Consider the following 26,189-nt stretch of genomic DNA (forward strand, 5'->3'; position numbering starts at 1 on the left):
ATCATGTTTTTTCTTTAATTTGCAGTCAAATTAGAAATAAAAGACTTTATGAACAAAAAGTTTTCTTTTGTCTTAATGGCATTCTTGTTGTTAAGTACAAAAATGATGAGTCAGACGATTCCATTCGGAGTACAAGGCCAGCTTTTGGACCGAATGAACAACAATCCTTCTAATAATCAAAACAGAACTCAGCCTCAAAATCAAGCTAATGTTGGTCGTAGAACTATTACAAGCACTCCCAAACAAAAGCAAAATTATGATAGTTTAATGGCTGATCGCAAGCAAAATGCAGGTGAAATAGCCGATGAGGATACAGCAGTTTTTAATTTAAGAAAGCGGATTTTTGGATATTCGATTTTTAACAACAAAACGGGGACATTTGAACCGAATTTAAAAATAGCTACTCCAAAATCGTATGTATTAGGGCCAGATGATGAGTTAATCGTTGATATCAATGGCTATTCCGAAGATCACTATAATTTAACAGTAAGTCCAGACGGTTTTGTCAAAATCAATCGAATTGGTAATGTTTATGTGGCAGGTTTAACTATTGAAGAAGCAAAAAGTCGAATTATCTCAAAGCTTTCCCAAATCTTTGTAGGGCTTCGTCGAGAAGGTAGTGGGCCAAGCAGCACCAATTTATATGCCTCCATTTCATTGGGAAATATTCGTACAGTGAATGTTTCAGTTCAAGGAGAGGTTTTATTTCCAGGTACATATTCCGTACCTTCTTTAGCTAGGGTAATGAATGTGCTCTATTTGGCAGGTGGACCTAATCAAAATGGTACTTACCGTGAAATCCAATTAATTCGTAATAAAAAAGTCATTGCAACCATCGATTTATATGATTACCTAACAGCAGGAATACAAAAAAATGATGTCAATATTCACGATCAAGACATCATTAAAGTAGGGGTGTATAAGAATCGAATTGAAGTAAAAGGAAAAGTGAAGCGACCTGCATTATTCGAAATAATGCCAAATGAAAATTTGGCTAAAGTAATCCAAGAATTTTCAGGTGGTTTTACAGAAGATGCCTTTAGAGAATTAGTGAAAATCACACGATATACCAACCGAGAAAGGAAATTAATTGACCTAAATTCGGCATTAATGAACTCGTTTAGTCCACAAACGGGTGATGTCATTCAAGTAGAATCAGTCAATCAAGACCGTTTTGAAAACAAAATTTCGATTATTGGTGAGGTTTTCAGACCTGGTCAATTTGCTTTAGAAGGAAGTTCCAGTTTATTGAAATTAATTGAAAGAGCTGGAGGCTTAAAGGAGAATGCATTTTTAGACCGTGTATTAATCCAACGTATTAATCCAGATTTATCCAAAACAAATTTATCCGTTAATTTAAAGGATATTTTAACTAATAAATCCAAAGACATTGCTTTAAGGAGAGAAGATAATATTTCAATTTTTTCAATTTTAGATTTGAAAGAGGGTTATACAGTTACAATACACGGAGAGATTAATTTAAAAAGAGAAAAGAGAAATGAAAGTGATTCTGAATTGACATCTGATGGAAACAAAAAATCAGAAAACAATGCTGGAAGGGTAACAAGTTCTCAAGAAAATGATCGTAAAAATCTTAGTGATAAGGCCAATACAGACACGGACTTGGTTCAGATTGAAAGTGAAATTTCAGAAGAACTAAAGTCGAACGAAACTGCGAATCAATTGATTAACCGTCAATTGAAATTAACGCTTCCTTTTGTGGAAAAAATGACGGTGGAAGATTTAATTTTGCAAGCAGGCGGATTAAGAGAGTCGGCAGCGACAGGGGTGGTAGAAATTGTTAGGAGAAAAAAGAATTTGGCAGACAATACACCGATCAATTCTCAAATAGCTGAAATCATTCGCTTTTCGATCAGCAAGAAATTACAATTAGATGAAACAGCATCTACTTTTGAATTACAACCCTATGATGAGGTATTCATTCGTTCTTCTCCAAACTACGAATTACAACAATTCATAACCATTCAAGGACAAGTCATTTATCCCGGTGTATATGGTTTAGAAAAGAAGGATGAACGATTAAGTGAAATTATTACACGTGCTGGAGGTTTAAATAGACAAGCTTATCCTAAAGGCGCCAAATTGATTCGTAAAATTCAATTAACTGAATTCGAAAAGAATAGAAAGACCGAGCAGTTAAATGAAATTCAAGATAATTTCACGGGTATTACTACGCAAAGAGATCCTGCTATTGTGTCTAAAACAAAGGAAACGATTGGTATTGATTTGGTGAAAGCCTTAAAAAATCCAGGAGGAGAAGATGATTTATATGTATTAGAAGGAGATATCATCGATATACCTAAAGAGCCACAAACTGTGAAAGTATCAGGGGAAGTTCTTTATCCAAACAGTGTCAAATATTTAGAAGGAAAATCTTTCTATGATTTTATATCAGAGGCTGGAGGTTTTACTTCTAGTTCAGCTAGAAAAAGAACCTATGTGCTTTATTCAAATGGATCGGTAAAAAGAACTAAATCTTTCTTATTCTTCCGTTTTCATCCTAAGATTGAACAAGGTGCAGAAATCATTGTTCCTAAAAAATCAAAGGTGGCAACCGGACAACAAATTGTATCGGTGGTATCTATTTTCACAGGAACACTTACTAGTTTAATTGGTATTATTACCTTGATTAAAGCTACATCAAACTAATCACATGGCAGAGTTAAGATCTGATCAATTTTCATTTAAGCGCTTACTATTTAAGTGCTTTTTATTGATTCCGTTTTTCAAGCAGCATCGTAAAAAACTAGTATTTGGAGCGCTTGTTGGATTAGTCCTTGGAATAGGTGTAGAAATCATTCGAAGCGAAAATAAGATCTACAAGGCGCAAATTGTCTTTGTTATGGATTCTGAAGGATCATCTGGGGGAGGGTTGGCTGATATTGCTAGTAGTTTAGGGTTGGGAGGATTTACCGCCAGTAATTCATTATTCAGTGGGGAAAATTTCAAAGAACTTTTAAAAACGAAAGCTTTATTTAGAAAAGCCATGTTAACCAAAGTGAAATTTGGAGATAAAGAAGATTTATTCGCCAATTTCTTTTTGCAAAAGGCTGATTTAAAAAAGCACGAATGGAGTAATTTACCAGATGATTTTTTCAATTACCGTTTTAAGATCACGGATCCAAGTAAAGCGAATGAGCAAGATAGAAATATCATGAATGCCATTTATGAATATTTAAAAGGGAACACAGTTATCAGTAATGAGAACCCAAAGTCTTCTTTTTTAACGATGACAGTGGAAACAAGAAATGATACATTAAGCTATACTTGGTCTAAATTATATTTAAAAACGGTAACTGAATTCTACATTCAAACCAAGACCAAAAAATCCAAGGAGTTATTGGTCATCATGGATAAACGAGTAGATTCATTAAGATCCGCTTTGTATTATACCCAAGGAAAACTAGCCAATTACAATGATCAAAATCAACAGATCATTTACCAGCGTGCTAGAATTACGGCAGAAAGATTGCAAATGAATTCTTCGCAGCTGCAGAGTATGTATTTTGAAGCTGTTCGAAATTTTGATAATCTAAAGTTCTCTTTAATCAAAGAATCTCCCTTATTTACCATCATTTCTGATTCAGAATTGCCCACCAAAATTGAAGTCTATTTCTGGGGTCCAATAACATTAGTTGCCATCATAATAGGTATGATAATCACCTCTTTGTTGATTTATATCCGTAGTGTTTACAAAGAATTAATGGCCTAATTTACATGAATCTTATACAACAGAAACTCAAGGAGATAGGTAGCGATTGGGAATTATTGCTCATTTTAGCTAAAAGAGATATTTCCGTTAGATACAAACAAACCATTTTAGGCTTGAGCTGGGCAATTGTAAAGCCTATAGCTACGATGTTGGTGTTTTTGTTTGCCTACAAGCAAGTCGCTAAAATTCAAGATTTTTCTGGCTTTCCCATTCAGTTGGTTATTTTTTCTGGAATTCTATTTTGGAATTATTTTGCTAATTCACTTCAAGCCATTAGTAATTCTATTTTAGTCAATAGTAATCTAATTTCGAAGGTGTATTTTCCTCGATTAATTATCTGTTTTTCATCCATTGCAGTTTCTTTAGTTGATTTTTTGGTTGGATTGGCAGTTTATATCATATTAGCCTTAAGCTTGCATCAAAGTATCTCTGCCTATATTTTCTTATTACCTCTAGCATTATTTATTACTAGCTTATTCGCTTTGGGTTTTGGTTTAATTTTTGCTTCATTTTCTGTCAAATACCGCGATGTACAGCAAATTATTCCCTTGATTGTTCAATATGGTTTTTTTGCTACGCCCATTGTTTATACATCAAAGCAATTATCTGAAAAATCTTGGTTTCTATACTACAATATCTTAAATCCTTTGGCCGGTTTAGTTGAAATGTTTAGGGCCTGTCTGATCAGCCAATATGATTTACTCACCGCACAGAATGTTAGTATTAGTATTATAGCCAGTGTTGTTGTATTTATTTTAGGTATTATCATTTTTGACAAAAGAGAAGATTCCTTCGTGGACTATTTATAAGATTTATGCACATCATTGAAGTTGATTCCGTTTCCAAAAAATATGAACTTTCAGCCAACAAAGGAGCTGTGAGCCTTAAAAATGGTATTAAAAACTTATTGACGAAGGAAGAAAAGGAAATTTTCTGGGCTGTAAAGGATGTTTCCTTTGCTTTGAATCAGGGTGATAAATTAGGTATTGTAGGCAGTAATGGTGCAGGTAAATCTACTTTATTAAAGATCTTAAGTAAGATCACAAAACCTACAAGTGGAGAAATTCATGTCAGAGGTAAAGTAGCAAGCTTATTAGAAGTGGGTACAGGTTTTCACCCAGAATTAACAGGAAGAGAAAATATCTTTTTAAATGGGGCTATACTTGGTATGTCCAAGCAGGAAATTAAATCTCAATTCGACGAAATAGTTGATTTTGCTGGAGAGCAAATCTCTCGTTTCCTAGATACACCTGTTAAGCGATATTCATCTGGTATGTATGTTCGCTTAGGATTTGCTATATCAGCTCATTTAAATCCTGAAATACTGATTGTCGATGAAGTATTAGCTGTAGGTGATGCTGATTTTCAAAAGAAATCTTTGGGTAAAATGCGCGAAGTTGCTGCCAATGACAAAACTATATTATTTGTTAGTCATAATTTAACGGCGGTTGCCAATTTGTGTAATAAAACCTTGCATTTAGAAAAGGGTAGGATTAAACAATTTGGAGAAACGGGAGAGGTGTTATCAAATTACATGGCAGCCCTTCAAACCAATCGATTGGAGCAAAGCTATGCTACTTTTGATGCTGCTCCTGGATCGCAACAAATACGATTAAAAAGTGCCACATTAATTCCTGAATTATTAGAGGGACAAACTTATTTAGATATTAGAAACAAAATCAATATTAGTATTGAATTTTGGAATACAGAAGCTAATCAGCAATTAAACGTTAGTTTACATTTGTTTGCTAGTACAGGTGAGTGTATTTTCAATGTAGGTACACCTCCAGGTAATTTCGGTGTAGGATTAGTCCAAGCTCATTTAGAGATACCAGGATATTTTTTAAATGATGGTACCTACCATATTTCTTTCATGGTTGTGAAGGATAAGTCCATCGTCTTATATAACTTCGAAGAAGTATTTAACTTTGAAATCGCTGATTTTAGAGAAGATACCACTTGGTATGGTAAATGGCCAGGTTATGTAAGACCTGTATTTCCTTTTCCTATTCGTCAACTATCTGATTCTATCTAATTATGTTACATGTTACCAAATCGTTCTTACCTGATTTAAAAGAATATGTCAGCTATTTAGAACGTATTTGGGAAAGTAATCATTTGACGAATGATGGTCCATTACTTAGAGAACTAGAACAGAAACTTCGTGACTATTTGCAAGTAGAACATGTCATTTTTGTCACGAATGGAACCATTGCCCTTCAATTAGCCTTAAAAGCACTTCAGGTTAAAGGAGAAGTCATTACTACCCCATTTTCATATTGTGCAACTTCTAATTCCATTCTGTGGGAAGGATCAATACCTATTTTTGCGGATATAGACCCTATTAGCTTAACGGTGGAATCAGCACAAATACAATCTAAAATTAGCTCCCGGACGAAAGCTATATTAACCACACACGTATATGGTAATGCGGGAGATTTAGAAAAGCAAGAAGCTTTAGCTGCAGAAAACCATATTCCACTGATTTATGATGGTGCCCATGCTTTTGGCGTCACCTATAAAGGGAAATCCATATTTAACTATGGTACCCTAAGTACATGCAGTTTTCACGCAACTAAGGTATTCCATAGTGTTGAAGGAGGGGCAGTCATGACCAACGATCCGAAATTAGCAGCTAAAATCATTGAATTACGTAGTTTTGGTCACAAGAATGATGACTATTTTTCAGCTGGAATCAATGGGAAGAATTCCGAATTCCATGCCGCCATGGGATTGGTAAATTTAGGTCATTTTGAGGATATCAGAAACTATAGAAAGTGGGCTTGTGAATTGTATGATCAACTATTACAAGTACCAGACGAAGCAATTCAATTCAATCCTGCTATTGAACGAAATTACAGTTATTATCCTGTGATGTTTCCCACTGAAGCTTCTTTATTAAAGGCTGTGTCCAAACTACATGCCGTACAAATTAATCCACGAAGGTATTTTTATCCTTCTTTGAATACATTGAGTTTTGTAGATAAACAAACTTGTCCAGTTTCTGAAGATATTGCTTTAAGAGTCTTGTGCTTGCCATTAAGTGCAGAAATCAAAGAAGACGAAATAAGACTGATTTCAGATTTAGTGAATCAATCCTTTAATTAAAAAGAACATGTATTGGATCGCATTCATTTCATTTATTTTGATGAACTACAAGGTAGCGTCTAAAATTTCGAATAAAAACTTAGAAGAAATATTAATCATTGGTTTTACGATATATACCAGTAGTATCATTCTTACAGGCTATGGATTGTCGGCCTTTGATCTATGGAATAGTCGTTTATTATGGGCTATTGTGCCATTTTTTATTACATCGCTTACCTATTATTTTTTTCAAAGGCCTGTATTTGCCTTTGAAATGGAACATATATCTGCCTTCAAAGTGATAGGTTCTGCTATTCAAACCACACACCAAACCTATGTTAAATTAACAGGTATTGAGCGCTTTATATTTGCTTGTTTATTTTGGTCATTTTTAGCTATTTGTGCGCTTCAAATTACCCTTGTATTTAATAGTCCTCCTAATGAATGGGATAGTATGACAGGACATTTAAATCGAATTTTGTATTTCCTTCAGCGTGGATCTATGTCGCATTTTATAGGAACAAATTGGAATATAGATACTTATCCTAGAAGTTTTTGTTCCCTTCAAGTTTATCCCTTTTTAATGAGTGGATACAATGAATATTTATTTAAACTTCCCAACATAGGTTCTTATTGGATACTCTCTTTTGGAATATATGGAATCTTAAAAAATCTAGGCATTAAATTCAAAACACGCTTATTTTTAAGTATGCTTTTTTTGTTTTTGCCTAATGTATTGATGCAATCCATTACAACAGAAACAGATATCGTATTAGCAGCTTATCTTTGCTCCATCGTTTATTATTTGGTGGCTTATAGAAAACAAGAGAAAACCATTTACTTGTATTTAGCAGGATTAACATTCGGTTTAGCCCTTAGCCATAAAATTACTTTTGCTTTCTCATTTATTCCCTTGCTTATATTATATGCATATTGTTTTGTGCCTGTCATCAAGAAAAAAGCATTTTTTGTTTTCAAGCATCTAATCATTGCCCATGTACTTGGAATCGTTCTGTTTGTAGCTGCCACTGGATATATTTCCAATTTCATTCATTATGGTCATCCGATCGGGCCACCTACTGCCACACAACATCAATCAGTAGAGAGAGCCGGAAGCTTAGGCAATTTATTTGTTCAAGGAAGCAGAAATGTTGTTCGGTATGGTTTTGATTTATTCAATTTGGATGGATTAAGAAATATCATGGTAGTTGAAAAGTTGAATCATGCCATGAAGGCCCCCTTCAAGGCTATTGACCAAGGCCTACAATTAGGATTAGAAAGAGTCACTGAATTCACCATCATTCCCTTTACTTTTGATAAACGCTTTGAATATTATAATGGAAGTCCTATCTATGGATGTATTTTTATATTCATCATTCTACCCAGTTTGTTGATGTTTATTAGAAGGCCGAATTGGATGCAAGGCTTGTTTCTACTGGCCTTTACTATTCACTTTGCTACACTGGCATTTACAGCAGCTTATGACCCCTGGAAAGGTCGCTATATGATTAGCTCGGCCATCTATCTATTTCCGCTTTTGGCCTATATTGCTAGCTATATATTTGAAAGGAAACATCCGTGGTTGATTAATATAATTTTGGGCACTGTTGTTCTCATTATCAGTCTTTCCGCTTTATTTACATTGGGACTAAACATTCGTGCATTACCATTTAATGCTTATGGCAAAAAGTCTATTTTAGAACTTGACCGAGTTGCTGCTTTGACCATCAACCGTCCAGATATTACACCAGCTTATCAAAATTTCGAGAAATTAGTACCTAAAAATGCTGTTGTGGCTTTAGGAACTATTAATGATGACTTTGAATATCCTTTATGGGGATCAAAATTTACAAGAAAACTAATTCCTTTAAATCCATTTGATCAAGGAGTTCTAGCCATTCCAGCTCAAGCAGATTATCTTTTCTTTAGTAAAAATGTATTTGAGCCACAAGCAGGAGATATACGACTGGGGACAGATACGAACCGAGTAGAAGGAGTGTTGGTGCGCGGAGAGGATTACTATTTAAGAAAGCTCCACTAGGTCTTTTGTTTTTTCTTTTTGGCAGAAGGAAACAAAATGTTGTTTAAGATTAATCGGTATCCTGGGGAATTTTTATGAAGGCTTAAATCCGTGTGTTCTTCATTCACGAAATGCTGGTAATCTTCTGGATCATGACCTCCTAAAAAGGCGAAAAATCCCTTTCCAACTTGCCCATATAGATATTTTACTTCTTTTAAACTTTCGTTTTCGGCTAAAATAGTCACTTCCGACTTGACTGTGGAACTTGCAAATCCGGTAGTTTGACCCATAAAACCATGTATCACTTGTTGATGATTTTGAGTCAACATACATGGTATCATATCGGATTTTGCAGAAAATTCATTCAATTCAAAAAAATCATTTTCTTCACTTATAGGCCTTTGTGTATAATTAGGTGCAGAATCAATGGTTGAGAATTCATTAACTCGATAATTAAGAATTAAGGAAAAATCTTTGAAGGCAACGGTATTATTGAAATTAAGATTATCAGCGCTGATATTACTAGATGTAGCATCACCATCATAAAATGCGGGCACAGCATCCATACTAAGCGTGGATAAGGCAATATCAAAAGTATCGGTAGCGGTACACATAGCAAATAAATAGCCACCACCCAGCATATAATCTTTGATCATGGCTGCCACTTTACCTTTCATTTGAGACACTTTGCTAAACCCATTTTTCTTGGCCATTTGTTGATCTTCCTGTAATTGCAATTGATACCAAACTTGATCTTTTTGAGTATACATTTTACCCATTTGACCTGTAAAATCTTCATGGTGTAAGTGTACCCAATCGTATTTGGCCAAATTACCGTCTAGCACATCTTGATCATAAATCGTTTCAAAGGGGATTTCAGCATAACTGAGGGCTAATGAAACAGCATCATCCCATGGAGAAGCTGATTTAGGAGAATAAAGAGCAATTTTAGGAACTTTCTGCAAAGTGGCCTGTTCCATATTAGAACTTTCCGAATTAACCTCGGCCAAAATTTGTGAGGCAGATTGATCAGATATTAGTTGGTATGAAATTCCTTTGCTTAAAAGATCTTTGGAAAAAATTGGGCTATATTCCATAAGAAAAGAACCACCTTTATAGTTTAGAAGCCACGAGACTTTGGCATCTTCACCTTGTAAAACTTTATAGGTAAAGCCATAGGCTTTTAAGTGGTTTGTTTGACTCTCATCCATAGGAATCAATAGCTTATTTGCTAGTAATGAGCTGAATGATGAACAAAAAATGATTAATGGAAGAATAAGCCCTTTCATTGGTTTCTTAAGACGTAATTTATCTAATAAATTGCAAGGTAAAATTTAAACGGTAGGAGAACAACATGAATCTTAAGGAAAACGTATTTGAAGGATTAAGATCGATCAAAGGAAATTTACTTAGAACGATATTAACAGCCTTAATCATTTCACTTGGAATTACTTCTTTAGTTGGAATTTTAACTGCCATAGACGGCATTCAAAGCTCTGTAGATAATTCCTTTTCTGGATTGGGCGCCAATTCATTTGACATTCGAAACCGTCCGGCCATGCAAATAAGAAGAGATGGACAGCGCGAAAAAAGATTTAAAAATATTGATTACCGCCAAGCTACTAAATACAAAATACTATTTAGTTCAAAAGGAAAAGTGTCTTTGAAAACCAATGTTAATTTTAATGCTATTGCCAAGCATGGCTCTAAAAAGACCAATCCAAATACGCGTTTAGTGGGTATAGATGATAATTTCATGGAGTTAAAGGGCTATAAAGTGGGTATGGGTAGAAATTTCTCCAATCAAGAATTTCAACATGCTACTAATGTTTGTCTATTGGGAGTTGATGTTATTGATCAACTTTATGAAAAGGAAAATCCTGTTAATTCTGAAATAGTAGTATCAGGTCAAAAATTAAAAGTAGTAGGCATTCTAGAGAAAAAAGGTAGTATGATGGGTGGAGGTGATGACCGCGTGATCATGGTACCTTTAGAAACGGGTAGAAAAATGGCTGTTGGAAGAAGTTTAACATTTGATATTACAACATCTTCCACCAAAGTGAAAAATTTAGATGATTTTATGGAAGAAGCCAGAGGAGCCATGCGAAGAGTAAGAATGGATCCAATTGGTTCAGAAGATTCCTTTTCCATCGATCGTTCAGATTCTATCGCTAAAAGCTTTGAAAACATCACCTCTTCCTTAAGAATCGGAGGATTTGTGATTGGATTTATCACTTTGCTAGGTGCCGCTATTGCTCTTATGAATATCATGATGGTATCGGTAACAGAAAGGACCAGAGAAATTGGTATTCGTAAATCATTAGGAGCAACTCCATTTAGAATATTACAACAATTTCTGATCGAAGCCATTGTAATTTGTTTACTCGGGGGAATAGGAGGGATAGTTTTAGCGATTCCTATCGGAAATTTAATTGCTCAGGGAATAAGTTCAGGTAGTGCCAGCTTTATTATCCCTTGGGTTTGGATGATTACCGGTATCATTGTTTGTATTTTAGTTGGCTTATTTTCAGGAATTTACCCTGCATTTAAAGCTTCTAAATTAGACCCTGTAGATGCTCTACGCTACGAATAATAAAGAAAATATTAAATAGGTACTTGATTAATCGAAGGATTTGAAGTACTTTTGTGTCGCAATTAAGAATTGCCCAGATGGCGGAATTGGTAGACGCGCTGGTCTCAAACACCCGTGGGTGCAAGCCCGTGCCGGTTCGACTCCGGCTCTGGGTACAGGCCTCCTGAAATTCAGGAGGCTTTTACTTTTTTAAGCAGGTAAGAAATTTTTCCAATTGGAATAGGCCTGAGCGGTTTCATCCGCATATTTCAAATCAGGTTCAATCGTTCTTTTAATTTTTAGTTTAGCAACCGCCTCTTTCGGAGAATTGAAATAACCAATACCAATACCTGCACCTAAAGCTGCCCCCATAGCACCATCAGATTCCACCAAATCCACTGCAATTTGAGCTGCGTTGACAATACTTTGACTAAAAACAGGACTCAAATACATATTTGCCAAACCTGCCTTTAGTCGTTGAGGGGTAATTCCCACTTTATCCAACAATTCAATTCCATAAACTAATGAAAAGGCAATACCTTCCTGAACGGATCGACAAATCTCTGCGGATTGATGACGATTTAAATCCAATTGCTGGAAACTAGCCCCAATAACACGATTTTGGAATATTCTTTCAGCGCCATTCCCAAAAGGCATTACAATTAAGCCTTTAGAGCCTATTTCAGCTTGAGAGGCTAATTCATTCATTTGTTGATATGAACTGTTTGGAAAGAAATTTTGCTTCAACCAGCGGTTCATTATTCCGGTTCCATTAATGCACATCAAAACTCCTATTCGGCGTAAAGAATCTTGGTAATTTACATGGGCAAATGAATTTACTCGATTGCCTTGGTCAAATTTCAACTCATCACTCACACCATAGACCACACCCGAAGTTCCAGCAGTAGTAGCAATTTCACCTGGTTCTAAAACCCCTAGAGATAAAGCATTATTGGGCTGATCACCTGCTTTATAGGTAACTTTTACATATTCATTGAAGCCTAGGCTTTCAGCCATTTCTGGCAAAATTTGACCATGATCAGAAAATACGGGTTGAATGGTAGGAAATAAATCCCGAGAAAAACCAAAATATGCCAGTAATTCCGTTGAAATTTGATTTTGCTTAAAATCCCAAAAAATGCCTTCTGATAATGAAGATGGGGTACAAGTTAAATGGCCCGTTAATTGTGCACCAATATAGTCCCCAGGTAAGACAACGTGTCTTATTTTTTCAAAAATATCTGCTTGATTTTCTTTCACCCAAGCTAATTTAGCCGCAGTGAAATTACCTGGTGAATTCAATAAATGCGATTGACAATAGGCCTCTCCAAGTGCTAAAGAAGCTTTTTCTCCTAAACTTCCTGCACGAGAATCACACCAAATAATGGACGGTCTAAGTACTTTTAAATTTTCATCCATCACGACCAAACCATGCATTTGATAAGAAATACCGATAGCATGAATGTCCAAAGGATTGTAAGCCCCTGAAGCATTTCCCTTCAAAATGGCTTGTTGGGTACAATACCACCAATGTGCAGGATCTTGCTCAGCAAAGCCTGGTTGAGGTGAAGAAATTTCATTTTCCGTCTCCGGGAAGGAGCAAGAAAAAAGAACTGTTTGCTTAGCAGCATCAACAATACTAACTTTAATCGATGATGTGCCTACATCAATTCCACACAGTAGCATAAAAAGTCATTTAAATGTTAGAGATTCAAATTAATCACCACCAAGTTACAAGTCATTTTGCTTTAAACCATATACATTTCCAAGTAAAAGCAGGTGAAATATTTGCTCTCATCGGAAAAAGTGGCTCCGGTAAGAGTACCTTAGCCAATATTGTTGTTGGACAAACAGTTCAACCCGAAGCTTCTATCTTAGTTAATGGCAAAGAATTAAACACTCAAATGGATCGATTGATTAAGGTTTTTAAAGAAGTAGGCTATGTTCCACAAAACCTGCACCTGATGCCTCACCATACAGTCGAGGAATACCTTCGTCGGTTAGGTCAAAAAATGACTGCCAAAGACTTAGAAAAATTCATACGGAGAAATTTGATTCGTTTTAGATTGAAATCAGTTAAAAACACCAAAATACAGCATCTTTCTGGAGGGGAACGACAAAAATTAGCCTTATTAGAAGCTATTAGTAAACCAATTGAAATATTGGTATTGGATGAACCATTTAGTCAGTTGGATACCGAACAGAAATTGGAATTTTCAGAAATATTTAAGCAAGTAGTGGAGGAAGAGAAGATACCTTGCCTGCTAATTAGCCATGATTTGGTGGATATATTAAGTTTAAGTCAGCAAGTGGGCATTTTACACCAAGGGAAATTAATTTTCAAAGGAGATTGGAATCATTTCAAAAAATCAAAAAACAAGCATGTGGTAAAATTGCAACATGCCATGATGAGTTGGAAAGAAAAAATTGATGCGTTATTCAAAGCTTGAGTAAGCTTTCAAAGCTTGAGCATTTTGATTGGTAATTTCAATTAATTCAACTAAACTAATCTCACGATAATCCGCTAATTTTTGAGCTATTATACTCAAATAAGCTGGACTATTGGGTTTACCTCGATAGGGTACAGGGCTTAAATATGGAGCATCTGTTTCTAATACTAAATTTTTCAAAGGGACATGTTGAATATCCTGATGTAGATTGGCATTTTTATAGGTTAAAACACCTCCAATACCCAATGTATAACCCAAATCTACTAAGGTATTTGCCTCTCGAGCATCGCCAGAGAAACAGTGAATAATTCCTGTTAAGTCTTTAAATTCCTTCTTTTTAAGAATGGCTAACAAATCCCCATAGGCTTTTCTACAATGTACATCAATCCACAAATGATGTTCTAATGCCCAATGACATTGAGTTTCAAAAGCTGTAATTTGTTGATCTCTAAAACTTACATCCCAATAATAATCGAGTCCTATTTCACCAATAGCCAATACTTTTTTGCTTTGTAACTCTTTATTTAAAAAAGCCAATTGTTGCTCATAATCTTCTTTTACATAGGTAGGATGTAAGCCTATCATGGGCTTACAAAATGAAGTATTTGATTGATATAAATTCCATAGGGAAGACCAGGATACTTGATCACAATTAGGTAACCAAACCTCTTCAATGCCAGCTAGTTTCATTTCAACATAAGCAGCATCCCATTGCTGGGTAAAATATTCATCATATAAATGAGCGTGAGTATCAATCATAAGGCGGATAATTGGAAGCCATTGTCGCGACAATAAGCTAAAAATTCAGGTAAAATTACTTTTAAATGAGGATAGGCTTTTTGACTATCATGAAAAACAATGATAGAACCAGCTTGAATATTTTTCAGGCAATTTGTTGTAATAGATACATGAGACAAACTTGAATTATAATCACCCGTTAACAAAGTCCACATGTAAATTGGTCCAAGATCCGTAGCTTTTTTCATTATTGCACGATTAACCCGACCATAAGGTGGTCTAAAACCTATACTAGAAATATTTAATTCGGAAAAAATTTCATCACAAGCTATTTTATTAGCTAGATATGCTTCATGTGTTACTTTCCAAGCATTGACATGATTCATCGTATGATTTCCTAGACTATGGCCTGCCAAATAAACTGTTTGGGCAAGATCAGGGAATAAGCGCATATTTTTACCTATGCAAAAAAAAGTGGCTTTTGCCTGAAATTTATCTAACTCTTCTAAAACAAAATTGGTAATTTCAGGACTAGGTCCATCATCGAAAGTGAAATACACTTGATTTTCCTTTGCATCTGCTTTTTTATCCCAAATCAAACTGGGAAAAATACTGGGTACAAATGAAGGTAAACGATGAATGAACATAGAATTCAGATCCGATATTCATGCAAATTACGAGTTCAGGTGCAGAAAAAATAATTTTAGGTATTGACCCCGGTACTCGCATTTTAGGTTATGGCCTATTGAAAATAGACAAAGCTAAAGTTACTGTCTTGCAATACGGTGTTTTAAACCTGACAAAATACACCACTCAAGGTGCCAAATTTCTCAAGATACATGAACGAGTATTGGGTATTATTGAAGAATTCTTACCCGATGAAATAGCCATTGAATCTCCTTTTTTCGGTAAAAATATTCAATCCATGTTGAAATTGGGACGTGTTCAAGGCATGGTCATGTCACTGGCTTTTTCCAAAGGCATTCCCATTGTGGAGTATGAACCCAAAAAAATCAAGCAGTCTGTCACAGGAAACGGCAATGCATCCAAAGAGCAAGTAGCCAAAATGGTGGAAGTAATCGCAGGCATTAAATTGGATGCTAAATTATTTGATGCAACGGATGCTTTAGGCATAGCGATTTGCCATCATTTTCACCAAAATAACATTTCATCTTCGGTAAAAGGTACTAAAAAAGGATGGGGAGCCTTTGTTTCAGAAAACCCAGAAAGAATTAAATAAGCTCTTTCCACTGAGCTTGTAATTCGTCCCAAGTACAAACTGGCGCTAAACAATGGTTTCCGACGCAAACTAAAAAATGTTTGTTCTCAGGCAAGTTCTCCACAGGAATCAAGGTCCGATTGAGGTCGCGCATAGCATCCATTAATCCCTGATCCATCACATATTTAAGATCAAACTTGATCATCGCTTGAGGATTTTCAAACCACTGGGAATAAATCCGTAACCAATTGGAAAAATAGGCTGGATTTGATTGGGCCTTCGACATAACTGTCTCCATCATTTGTTGAGCCCGCAATGTACAATTGACTTGCGATTGAATGAGTCCTAACCAAAGTAAAGCTTCACAAAGTATTGAATTTGAAGATGGGCAAACCGAATCGGTGAATTCTACTTTATCTGCAATTAATTCATTATTCATATTTTGAGCATACTGATATAAGGCAAAATTTGCTTCTTTGGATTCAAACAATTCGGTAGCTTTTTCAACAAGCTTATTGGCTATATCCATATATTTTTTGTCAAATGATACGAAATACAATTGAATAAACGCTAGGGCAGTAGCCGCATAATCGTCTAAAAAACCTTCAATAGGATTTCCCGAATAGGAGGCCTGATGTAAGCAAGACCCATCAAACTTCAATAAGTGTCTTTCAATGGCATCTGCTAAATTCAATGCATCTTGTTTTATTTCAGCAGAATATAGTGACTGATAAGCAGCTACTAATCCAGCAAGTAGGTAAGCATTCCATGCCAAAATCTGCTTGGTATCTGTTTCTGGTCTAATTCGAGTATTTCTTTCTGCTAACAATAAGCTTAATTCATCCTTAAAAGCATAGTTGAGTTTAGCCTCTTTTTTGAATAGGATATTTCGAGCATCTTCCCAATTTCCATTAGGTAAAATACCATAAGTTCTATAAAAATCAGGGTTTTCTAAAGAAGGTAATATTGCATTTACTTTCTCATAGGGCCAGGTATAAAACAAACCTTCAACCCCTTCACTATCAGCATCTAAAGAAGCATAATATAGGCCATTTTCAGCTCTTAATTCCGAATTTAAAAATTGAATAGTTTGCATGAGAACTTCCGAATAGAGAGGATTTTTAGTCCGACTGTACGCAGCCGCATAGGCTTCCAACAATTGCCCATTATCGTATAGCATTTTTTCAAAATGTGGAGCAAACCATTCTGAATCAACTGAATAACGGGAAAAACCACCCGCTAATTGATCAAAAATACCTCCTTGCGCCATACGACTTAATTGCACCTCAGAGGCCTGGAACACATGGGCTTGTTGGGCTAATTTAGGGGGAATAGATTCTAAATATTTTAATAATGATGGTAATGGGAATTTGGGTGCTTTGTTCATGCCTCCAAATACTGGATCCATATTTCCTACAATGATTTGTAGACTAGCAGGAATGAAACTTGGATTTGTACCTAAATCGATTATTTGGAATAAGGATGATTGGTCAGAAATGGCATTCGCAAATCCTTCTGCAGATGCCTCCAATTCGGCACGATGTTCTAAGAAGGCATTTTGTACTGAACTTAAGATATTCATCCATTTTGCTTTTGGGAAATAGGTTCCCCCATAAAATGGTTTTTGTGAAGGCATTAAAAAAACATTCAATGGCCATCCTCCTGATAATCCCATTTGTTGAATGGCATCCATGTAAATCATGTCCACATCGGGCCTTTCTTCTCGGTCTACTTTAATATTGATAAAATGTTTGTTCATCAAATCCGCTACTTCCTGATTTTCAAAACATTCTTTTTCCATCACATGGCACCAATGGCAAGCCGCATATCCAATACTAACCAAAATTAACTTATCCTCATCTTTGGCTTGTTGAAGCGCTTCAGAACCCCAGGGTTGCCAATGAACTGGATTATGCTGATGTTGTAATAAATAGGGGCTAACTTGATGCTGAAGCTTGTTCATTAAAAGATAGGATTTTTGTAAATTTGTACAAATTTACACGATGTTAGAACTAAAAGATTTTGTAGTCAGTCCAGAAATCGCTCATTCTCCTGAATTGCTTCGAGCCTTTCTTATTTCTGAATTTGGCACAAATCTATTAAATAGCTGCCAATATCGAATCGAGAAAAAATCGATTGATGCGAGAAGTCGACAAATAAAGGTCAATTTACGTATTGGCTTTTACGATAAGAACCACGATTTTTCTTTACAACAACTATCCAAACTAAAGCAGCTTAATTCTAATGCCCAGCAGGTAATTATTGTTGGAAGTGGTCCAGCTGGATTATTTGCCGCGATTCGACTCATTCAATTGGGAATTAAACCTATCGTATTAGAAAGAGGTAAAGATGTTAGGGAAAGAAGAAGAGATTTGGCTGCCATCAATCGATTTAATATCGTTGATTCGGATAGTAACTATTGTTTTGGGGAAGGTGGAGCGGGAACCTATTCTGATGGAAAATTATATACTAGAAGTACCAAAAGAGGGGATATAAAATCTGTATTAGAGACTTTTGTGGCTCATGGTGCAGATCAAAATATATTATTTGAAGCACATCCACATATAGGAACCAATAAATTACCTGCCATCATTGCCTCCATGAGAGATGCTATCATTCAAGCTGGAGGTGAGGTGCATTTTCATCAACGAGTTAGCGATTTTATCATTCAAAACAAGCAAATCAAAGGAGTAATTACCGCTCAAAATCAAGAGTTCAGGGCAGAAAAGCTTCTTTTAGCTACAGGTCATTCAGCGCGTGATATTTTTGAACTATTAAGACAAAAAAACATACTGATTGAGTCTAAAGGTTTTGCTATTGGGGTACGAATTGAACATCGACAAGCCTTAATTGATACATGCCAATATAAATCGAAACAACGACCAGACTATTTACCACCTGCCAGTTTTAGTTTAGTGAGTCAAACAAAGTATCAAGGTTTGCAAAGAGGCGTTTTCTCATTTTGCATGTGTCCTGGTGGTTTTATTGTTCCCTCTGCTACTAGCCAAAATCAGGTGGTGGTGAATGGTATGTCGCCTTCTCGACGAGATTCTCATTATGCTAATTCAGGCATAGTTGTTAGTTTATTGGAAAATGATTGGTCAGCCTTTAAATCCGAAGGAGCATTAGCGGGCATGTATTTACAGGAATCTTTAGAGCAAAAAGCACATGCATTATCTGGAGGAACGCAAAAGGCCATTTCACAATTAACTTTAGATTTTATCCAAAAAAAGACAAGTAAATCTTCTCATGAAACATCCTATGTACCAGGCTTAATACCAGGGGAAATGCGGGATTTTTTACCCGATTTTATAGCTGAGCCATTAGCCTTAGGATTGAGCGACTTTAACAAAAAAATACCTAATTTTTCAACCAATATTGGTCAAATCATTGGTTTAGAAAGTAGAACATCTTCCCCAGTAAAAATACCTAGAGATCAGGAGAGCCTAGAGCACCCAGAAATTAAAGGATTATATCCTTGTGGAGAAGGAGCTGGTTATGCTGGTGGAATTATGTCTGCGGCATTGGATGGAATTCGATGCGCAGAAGCCATGTCTAAATAGAAAGAGCAGATGAAAGAAATGTTTGAGCCCATTTTTAATCTACATCAAAGTTTCATGCAAATGGAATCGGTGAAAGATAATGCTCGACATGCAGCGGTGGTTGCCATCATTCATAAAAATGTGGATCAGAATACCATTGTATTGATAAAACGAAATGTATATGATGGAGCTCATTCAGGACAAATGGCTTTTCCTGGAGGTAAACAGGAATTATCTGATCAGGATTTGAAAGTTACTGCTATACGAGAAGTAAAAGAAGAAATCGGGATTGATGTTCCTTATGAAGCCTTAACGGCATTGGAACCCGTTTGGGTCATGGTCTCCAATTATTGGGTTCAGCCATATTTTGTTGTCTTAGAAGAAAAGCAAAATTACGTTTTAGATAAACGAGAAATAAATCGTATTTTTGAAATACCTGTGTCACATTTCCAAGATAATTCGCAATTAAAAGCGCATCAATTAACGATTCAAAATGAGACCTATTGGGCCCCTCAATTTGAATTTGAAGGTGAAGTTATTTGGGGTGCTACAGCCTTGTTTTTATACCAATTATTCCACCTAAAAATAGGGGAGTTAACATTATAGTTTGATTATATGGATGAATCATTGGATGGCAGCTTGCAAAATCAAATTGCCGTGGCAGGAATGTACGAAAATTGGTTTTTAGAATATGCCTCTTACGTAATTCTTGAACGCGCTGTTCCAGCCGTAGCAGATGGATTAAAACCTGTACAAAGAAGGATTCTTCATGCTTTGAGGGAAATGGATGATGGTCGCTTTAACAAAGTAGCCAATGTGGTAGGTCAAACCATGCAATATCACCCTCACGGAGATGCTTCCATCACGGATGCTATGGTTAATCTAGGTCAAAAGGAATTACTATTTGATTGCCAAGGAAACTGGGGAGATATGCGCACGGGAGATAGCGCGGCAGCAGCTCGTTATATCGAAGTAAGACTATCCAAATTTGCCAATGATGTCGTTTTTAATAACCAAACCACGAAATGGCAATTGTCTTACGACGGACGTAAAAAAGAACCTATTACTTTACCCATTAAATTTCCATTATTATTAGCCCAAGGAGTTGAAGGTATTGCAGTAGGTTTAGCGACCAAAATCATGCCTCATAATTTCTGCGAAATTTTACAGGCTTCCATCGATTTATTGAACAATAAAAAAGTGGAATTATTGCCTGATTTCTTAACAGGAGGAATGCTGGATGCTTCTAATTATAATGATGGCTTACGTGGAGGGAAAATTAGAATTCGAGCTAAGATTGAAGAGATAGATAAGAAAACCTTGGTAATCAAGGACATACCTTATTCCACTACCACTACTTCTTTGATTGATTCCATCATAAAGGCCAATGACACGGGTAAGATTAAGATCAAAAAGGTCATTGACAATACAGCGAAGGATGTTGAAATTCAAATCCAATTGGCTCCAGGCATTTCGCCAGATGTGACCATTGATGCTTTGTATGCCTTTACTGATTGTGAGATATCCATATCGCCTAATGCTTGTGTTATCATTGATGAAAAACCACATTTTGTGGGGATATCAGAAATTTTAAAAGTTAGCACCAATCAAACCGTAGATTTACTCAAACAAGAATTAGAAATCAGGCGAGCGGAACTCATGGAACGTATTCTATTCAGTTCCTTGGAGAAAATATTCATTGAAAATAGAATTTACCGAGATATTGAGGAATGTGAGACCTTCGAATCGGTCATTTCAATGGTCGATAAGGGTTTGGATCCATTCAAAAAAGATTTTTACCGTGAAATAGTTGAAGAGGATATCTTACGCCTATTAGAAATTCGTATCAAACGTATCTCAAAATTCGATGCATTCAAGGCGGATGAAGCCATGAAGCGTTTAGAAGAAGAATTGACAGAGGTTGAACATCATTTGGCTAATTTGATCACTTATGCGATCAACTATTTCAAAAACCTCTTACAAAAATACGGTAAGGGTAGAGAACGAAAGACTGAAATTCAAAACTTTAATACCATTTCGGCCACAGTCGTTGCTGCGGCAAATCAAAAATTGTATGTCAATAGGACTGATGGTTTCATTGGATATGGGTTGAAGAAAGATGAATATGTCATGGATTGCTCTGATATTGATGATATCATTGTATTTCGACAAAATGGTACCTGCGTCGTGACCAAAGTACAAGAGAAAGTATTCGTAGGTAAGGATATTTTGTATTGTTCGGTATTCAAGAAAAATGATGACCGAAAAGTGTATAATTTGGTCTATTTTGATGGAAAAAATGGCATTTCTTATATCAAACGATTTAAAGTTACCTCCGTAACTCGTGACCGAGAATATAAATTAGTAAGTGATAATGCTAAGTCGAAAATTACCTATTTTTCTGCCAATGAAAACGGTGAAGCTGAAATCATTCAAATCAATTTAACGGCCAATTGTACCGCCAAAATCAAGCAATTTGATTATGATTTTGCCAAATTAGCGATTAAAGGACGTGAGTCTTTAGGGAATGTATTGACCAAATATCCAGTTAGAAAAATTGTTCAAAAATCTGCTGGGGTATCCACGCTAGGTGGAGTAGATATTTGGTATGATGCCACAGTAGGGCGCTTGAACCGAGATGAACATGGTCAATTTATAGGTAATTTTGAACCTAAAGACAGTATTTTAGTATTGTACAAATCAGGTAATTATGAATTAACTCATTTCGAATTAACCAATCGATATACAGCTGATGAGATTTTATATTTGAAAAAATATGAAGCAAACAGTGTCATCTCTGCTGCCTACCTAGATGGCGCAAGTAAAAATCATTTTATTAAACGGTTCAAATTGGAAACGACGACCATCGATAAGAAGTTTTTGTTTATTTCTGACCATAAAGCTTCCAGATTGATTGCGGCCAGTGATAATTATGCTCCCAATGTGCAGATTAAGCATAAATCCGATGGGAAGACGAATCAAATAGAATTAGTACCCATCACCGAATTAGTGGATGTTCGTGGTTGGAAAGCCATTGGCAATAAATTGAATTATCCTAAATTAACGGATTTACAATTCATTGATACGGAAGAAAAAGCACCTATCCAACCAGAAGATGAAAGTCCAATTGTGGATGGAGATGATGAGCCAGAATTCATCATTAAAAACCTAGATGGTGGTTTTGAATCAACTGATTCAAATCAAGAGGAAAATGCCATGGATGCTGCATCTGAAAATTCCTCCGATGATGTTGAGGATATTCCCTTTGAAATCAAGAATTTGCCACCTGATCATAAAGACTTAGGAACAGGAGAACAATTAGGCCTATTTTAACTATGGAACAATCGCTGAATAATAAAAAAACTATGAATGCCTGGGCCTTTTATGATTGGGCTAATTCGGTACATTCATTAACCATTGTATCAGCTATATTTCCCATTTATTTTCCAGTGGCTGCCATTATGATGGGCAGTAAACACCCCGAATTGATTGAAATTGCAGGATTTTCTATGCAAAACACGGTGGTTTATTCCTATATCATTTCTTTTGCCTACTTGGTGCTGGCCATATTCATGCCCTTTTTGTCAGGAATAGCAGATTACACAGGAAGCAAAAAAAACTTCATGCGTTTCTTTTGTTATTTAGGCGCATTTAGTTGCATGCTTTTGTATTTATTCACCAAAGGACAATACATCATTGGTTCTTTGGGATTTTTGTTTTCCATTATAGGCTGGGGGGGAAGTTTAGTATTCTACAATTCCTTTTTACCGGAAATTGCCAGTCCAGATCGCTATGATCAATTAAGTGCCAAGGGGTTTTCATTGGGTTATATAGGTAGTGTTATCCTATTGTTACAGAATTTAAGCATGATCCTAATGCCCGATTTATATGGTGGAATTTCCGTGGAAATGGCATCTAGAATATCCTTTTTAACGGTGGGAGTTTGGTGGTTTATTTTTGCCCAAATACCCTTATATTTTCTGCCCAAATCTATTCAAAAAGAAAAAAAACATCCCAGATGGTGGCTAGGTGGATTCAAAGAAATTAAAAAAGTGTTCCATGAAATCACTCATATTCCTGCCATCAAGAACTTTTTATTGGGGTTCTTCCTGTACAATATGGGTTCTCAAACAGTGATGCTTTTAGGAGCGCTCTTTGGAAGCCAAGAGTTACATTTACCCTCAGAATCACTCATCATTACCATATTACTGATACAATTAGTAGCTATTCCAGGTGCCTATGTATGTGCTCATTTATCTAAAAAAATTGGTAATGTGAATGCCATTCGTATCATCATCATTTTTTGGATTTTGGTTTGTTGTTCCGCCTATTTCGTGCATGAAACCTTTCATTTCTATTTATTAGCCACCGCTATAGGCTTTGTTATGGGTGGGATTCAATCAAACTCCAGAGCGACCTACGCTAAGTTATGTCCTGAAAATGAACATGATACCGCTTCCTACTTCAGTTTTTTTGATGTCTGTGATCGAGCATCTACCGTAGTTGGAACCTTTATTTTTGGTTTATTGATTCAATTGACTGGCAATATGCGTTTTGGCATTTTAGTTTTGGCATTAGTATTCATACTTAGTTTGATCTTCATGGCCAAACTACATAAAATCAATCCAGAAGTACTTAGATCGGAATAATATTCCGTTTATTTAATTCACGCCAAGATTCAGGAATGACCGATAATATTTCTTCATGTAAAGCTTGAATGATTCCTTTTCTAGCATAACTAGGAGAATAGACCAAAGAAACCTCTCGTACAGGTTTGGGAAATGGCAATGCAAATACGTGATCCTGTTTATTTGAATCAAGAAAATCATATAACATTTCGGGTATAATCGTTTGACCACCAGCATCTTCTGCAATACGTACAATGGTTTCTAAACTTCCTGTTTGATAAGTAATTCTCGAGCTTAAGGTTTGTCCCGATTTTAAATTACAAATGGAATTAATTTGACTACTCAAACAATGCCCTTCTTCCAACAACCATAAATTCTCTGGCTCCACCATTTTACAAATTTTACCACTAGCTAAGCGAAGATTAGAATAGAGATAAAGTTCTTCGTAATACAAATGCTTTTCAATCAATTGATCTCCCAATGGAGTTACTAAAATTCCAATATCCAATTTACCTTCTTTGATTTCCTTTACAATATTCGAAGTAGTGGTTTCCGATATATTGATATGCAATTCAGGGAATTTTAGTTGAAATCCGGATAAAAATCGTGGCATTAAATAAGGGGCAATAGTAGGAATAACACCAATACGCACATTCCCTGAAACTTGATTACTCCAACCTTTGGATAGCTCCTTTAGAGTAGCTGTTTCTTTTAAAATTACTCTAGCTTGTCGGATAATCTCCTCTCCCTGTAAAGTAGCTTTTAATGGTTTATCTTTTCGATTAAATAAAACAATATTTAACTCAGATTCTAGCTTTTGAATTTGCATACTGAGACTGGGTTGGGTAACACAACAAAAATCTGCTGCTTTTGAAAAACTTTTTAGATCATCTAATGCCACAATATATTCTAACTGAGTGATTGTCATATTGTATAGTTTAAAACTATACAAATATAGCAAATATAGATTTGCTTGATAGAATTAACTTGTCGAAATTTGTGCAACATTTAAACGAAACAATATATATTATGTCTACACACATGTTAGGATTGGGAAGTAAATTTCCAGCATTTGAGAAAAAAGCAGTAGTGTCATTAGAAAAAGATAAAGAGTTTGCAACGATAACTGCAGAAGATCATAAAAAAGACGGTAAATGGATGGTGATGTTCTGGTGGCCAAAAGATTTCACTTTTGTGTGTCCAACGGAGATTGCAGAATTCAATCGTCGTGCTGGTGATTTTTCTGACCGTGACGCAGTTTTAATTGGTGCATCTACTGATTCAGAATTCGTTCACGCGGCTTGGAGAAGAGATCATGATGATTTACGTGGATTAAAGTTCCCTATGTTAGCTGATACTTCAAAAAGTTTAGCCGAAGAATTGGGTATTTTAACAGAAGATGAAAAAGTAGCTTACCGTGTTACTTACATCGCAGATCAAGATGGTATCATTCGTTGGGTTTCTGCCAATGATTTATCAGTAGGACGTAACGTAGATGAGGTATTACGTGTCTTAGATGCTTTACAAACAGATGAGCTTTGCCCATGTAACTGGAAAGCTGGAGAAGCAACCTTATAATATCAACTAAAGCCCCATTCATTTGGGGCTTTTTAACAACAAGATCATGAGTGAAACTAGAGATAATCTTTTAGCCGAAATTAATTTACCTGCCACTAGTCAATTCCCATTATTGGATCAATTGGATGCCACAGATAATCGTTATATCAAAGATTTAAAGATCAACGTTTCCAATGCATTAAAGTATGCTACTTTGACAGAAAAGGAAGCCTTATTATTGGCACTAGCTGTTTCTGTCAACCAAAAGCATGAAATTACTATTAATTCATTGACTGAATTAGCCAAATCTAAAGGAGCGACTGAAGCGGAAATCAACGAGATTCATGCTTTAACTTCTTTACTGAATGCCAATAACGTATTTTATCGTTTTAAGCATTTTGTAGGCAAAGATTTTTACAATACTGCTCCAGCAGGAATCAGAATGTCCATCATGATAAACCCTGTATTAGGAAAAGAATTCTTTGAATTAGCGAGTTTAACCGTTTCTGCCATCAATGGATGTGAAATGTGTGTTAAATCGCATGAACAATCTGTTATTAATCACGGTGCCACAGAAGCCCGCATCATGGATGCCATTCGCTTAACTGCGATTTTCAAAAGCTTAATCGTTTTATTGTAGGGT

Annotated in this window: 21 protein-coding genes and 1 tRNA gene; 16 read left to right on the top strand and 6 right to left on the bottom strand. The window is 35.8% G+C overall.

Annotated features, from left to right (window positions below; translation table 11 throughout):
- Positions 1-48 precede the first annotated feature (48 nt).
- The 6 genes from U0R11_RS05035 to U0R11_RS05060 are packed head-to-tail and all read left to right on the top strand — an operon-like array spanning position 49 to position 8,861.
- Positions 49-2,670 carry an SLBB domain-containing protein gene (locus tag U0R11_RS05035; RefSeq protein ID WP_406750245.1) on the top strand — a complete coding sequence of 874 codons (2,622 nt, stop codon included), beginning with the start codon at positions 49-51 and terminating at the stop codon, positions 2,668-2,670.
- A 4-nt stretch (positions 2,671-2,674) separates the two neighbouring features.
- Positions 2,675-3,733: a hypothetical protein gene (locus U0R11_RS05040; RefSeq protein ID WP_406750247.1), complete on the top strand. Its 1,059-nt coding sequence runs from the start codon at positions 2,675-2,677 to the stop codon at positions 3,731-3,733.
- A 5-nt stretch (positions 3,734-3,738) separates the two neighbouring features.
- Positions 3,739-4,542 (top strand): ABC transporter permease, encoded by an 804-nt coding sequence (locus U0R11_RS05045; protein ID WP_406750249.1) that lies wholly within the window; start codon positions 3,739-3,741, stop codon positions 4,540-4,542.
- A gap of 5 nt (positions 4,543-4,547) precedes the next feature.
- Entirely contained in the window at positions 4,548-5,768 is a 1,221-nt protein-coding gene (locus U0R11_RS05050) for an ABC transporter ATP-binding protein (protein WP_406750250.1), read from the top strand.
- Between the two features lie 2 nt (positions 5,769-5,770).
- Complete coding sequence (locus U0R11_RS05055; RefSeq protein WP_406750252.1) at positions 5,771-6,841, top strand: DegT/DnrJ/EryC1/StrS family aminotransferase; 1,071 nt, start codon at positions 5,771-5,773, stop codon at positions 6,839-6,841.
- A gap of 7 nt (positions 6,842-6,848) precedes the next feature.
- On the top strand, positions 6,849-8,861 hold the full coding sequence (locus U0R11_RS05060) for a glycosyltransferase family 39 protein (RefSeq protein WP_406750254.1): 2,013 nt from the start codon (positions 6,849-6,851) through the stop codon (positions 8,859-8,861).
- On the opposite strand, the gene U0R11_RS05065 is transcribed toward U0R11_RS05060, so the two are convergent.
- Positions 8,858-10,129: an asparagine synthetase B gene (locus U0R11_RS05065; protein ID WP_406750256.1), complete on the bottom strand. Its 1,272-nt coding sequence runs from the start codon at positions 10,127-10,129 to the stop codon at positions 8,858-8,860. The two genes, U0R11_RS05060 and U0R11_RS05065, sit on opposite strands and share 4 nt — an antisense overlap.
- 65 nt (positions 10,130-10,194) lie before the next feature.
- Here U0R11_RS05065 and U0R11_RS05070 point away from each other — a divergent pair, with 65 nt between their 5' ends.
- Positions 10,195-11,433 carry an ABC transporter permease gene (locus U0R11_RS05070; protein WP_406750258.1) on the top strand — a complete coding sequence of 413 codons (1,239 nt, stop codon included), beginning with the start codon at positions 10,195-10,197 and terminating at the stop codon, positions 11,431-11,433.
- A gap of 71 nt (positions 11,434-11,504) precedes the next feature.
- Positions 11,505-11,588 (top strand) — tRNA-Leu (locus tag U0R11_RS05075).
- Positions 11,589-11,622: 34 nt separating this feature from the next.
- Here the strand turns inward: U0R11_RS05075 and U0R11_RS05080 are convergent.
- Complete coding sequence (locus U0R11_RS05080; RefSeq protein WP_406750260.1) at positions 11,623-13,098, bottom strand: xylulokinase; 1,476 nt, start codon at positions 13,096-13,098, stop codon at positions 11,623-11,625.
- Between the two features lie 14 nt (positions 13,099-13,112).
- Here U0R11_RS05080 and U0R11_RS05085 point away from each other — a divergent pair, with 14 nt between their 5' ends.
- A complete protein-coding gene (locus U0R11_RS05085) occupies positions 13,113-13,862 on the top strand; it encodes an ATP-binding cassette domain-containing protein (RefSeq protein ID WP_406750262.1) in 750 nt (249 codons plus the stop codon).
- Here U0R11_RS05085 and U0R11_RS05090 read toward each other — a convergent pair.
- Together U0R11_RS05090 and U0R11_RS05095 are read right to left on the bottom strand one after the other, a co-directional pair.
- Entirely contained in the window at positions 13,848-14,621 is a 774-nt protein-coding gene (locus U0R11_RS05090) for a TatD family hydrolase (RefSeq protein WP_406750264.1), read from the bottom strand. The genes U0R11_RS05085 and U0R11_RS05090 overlap by 15 nt on opposite strands.
- Positions 14,618-15,247, bottom strand: a complete 630-nt coding sequence (locus tag U0R11_RS05095) for a polysaccharide deacetylase family protein (protein WP_406750265.1) — start codon at positions 15,245-15,247, stop codon at positions 14,618-14,620. The genes U0R11_RS05090 and U0R11_RS05095 overlap by 4 nt, the downstream gene beginning before the upstream one ends.
- Positions 15,248-15,267: 20 nt before the next feature.
- Between U0R11_RS05095 and ruvC the strand changes: the two genes are divergently transcribed.
- Positions 15,268-15,840 carry a crossover junction endodeoxyribonuclease RuvC gene (gene ruvC / locus U0R11_RS05100; RefSeq protein ID WP_406750267.1) on the top strand — a complete coding sequence of 191 codons (573 nt, stop codon included), beginning with the start codon at positions 15,268-15,270 and terminating at the stop codon, positions 15,838-15,840.
- On the opposite strand, the gene U0R11_RS05105 is transcribed toward ruvC, so the two are convergent.
- On the bottom strand, positions 15,833-17,782 hold the full coding sequence (locus U0R11_RS05105; protein WP_406750269.1) for a thioredoxin domain-containing protein: 1,950 nt from the start codon (positions 17,780-17,782) through the stop codon (positions 15,833-15,835). The two genes, ruvC and U0R11_RS05105, sit on opposite strands and share 8 nt — an antisense overlap.
- 40 nt (positions 17,783-17,822) lie before the next feature.
- Between U0R11_RS05105 and U0R11_RS05110 the strand changes: the two genes are divergently transcribed.
- Genes U0R11_RS05110 through U0R11_RS05125 form a run of 4 tightly spaced genes read left to right on the top strand, consistent with a single transcriptional unit; the run spans position 17,823 to position 24,010 of the window.
- On the top strand, positions 17,823-19,382 hold the full coding sequence (locus U0R11_RS05110; RefSeq protein WP_406750271.1) for an NAD(P)/FAD-dependent oxidoreductase: 1,560 nt from the start codon (positions 17,823-17,825) through the stop codon (positions 19,380-19,382).
- A gap of 9 nt (positions 19,383-19,391) precedes the next feature.
- Positions 19,392-19,967 carry an NUDIX hydrolase gene (locus tag U0R11_RS05115; protein WP_406750272.1) on the top strand — a complete coding sequence of 192 codons (576 nt, stop codon included), beginning with the start codon at positions 19,392-19,394 and terminating at the stop codon, positions 19,965-19,967.
- A gap of 9 nt (positions 19,968-19,976) precedes the next feature.
- Positions 19,977-22,694, top strand: a complete 2,718-nt coding sequence (locus U0R11_RS05120; RefSeq protein WP_406750274.1) for a DNA gyrase/topoisomerase IV subunit A — start codon at positions 19,977-19,979, stop codon at positions 22,692-22,694.
- A 2-nt stretch (positions 22,695-22,696) separates the two neighbouring features.
- Positions 22,697-24,010, top strand: coding sequence for an MFS transporter (locus U0R11_RS05125; protein ID WP_406750276.1), 1,314 nt, complete (start codon positions 22,697-22,699; stop codon positions 24,008-24,010).
- Here the strand turns inward: U0R11_RS05125 and U0R11_RS05130 are convergent.
- On the bottom strand, positions 23,997-24,917 hold the full coding sequence (locus tag U0R11_RS05130) for a LysR substrate-binding domain-containing protein (RefSeq protein WP_406750278.1): 921 nt from the start codon (positions 24,915-24,917) through the stop codon (positions 23,997-23,999). The genes U0R11_RS05125 and U0R11_RS05130 overlap by 14 nt on opposite strands.
- 101 nt (positions 24,918-25,018) lie before the next feature.
- Between U0R11_RS05130 and U0R11_RS05135 the strand changes: the two genes are divergently transcribed.
- Both U0R11_RS05135 and U0R11_RS05140 read left to right on the top strand, forming a co-directional pair.
- Complete coding sequence (locus U0R11_RS05135) at positions 25,019-25,567, top strand: peroxiredoxin (protein ID WP_166374045.1); 549 nt, start codon at positions 25,019-25,021, stop codon at positions 25,565-25,567.
- Between the two features lie 46 nt (positions 25,568-25,613).
- Positions 25,614-26,186: a carboxymuconolactone decarboxylase family protein gene (locus U0R11_RS05140; RefSeq protein ID WP_406750279.1), complete on the top strand. Its 573-nt coding sequence runs from the start codon at positions 25,614-25,616 to the stop codon at positions 26,184-26,186.
- Positions 26,187-26,189 lie beyond the last annotated feature (3 nt).

It is taken from the genome of Aquirufa salirivi (genome assembly GCF_045310485.1).
GTDB classification, from domain to species: Bacteria; Bacteroidota; Bacteroidia; order Cytophagales; family Spirosomataceae; genus Aquirufa; species Aquirufa salirivi.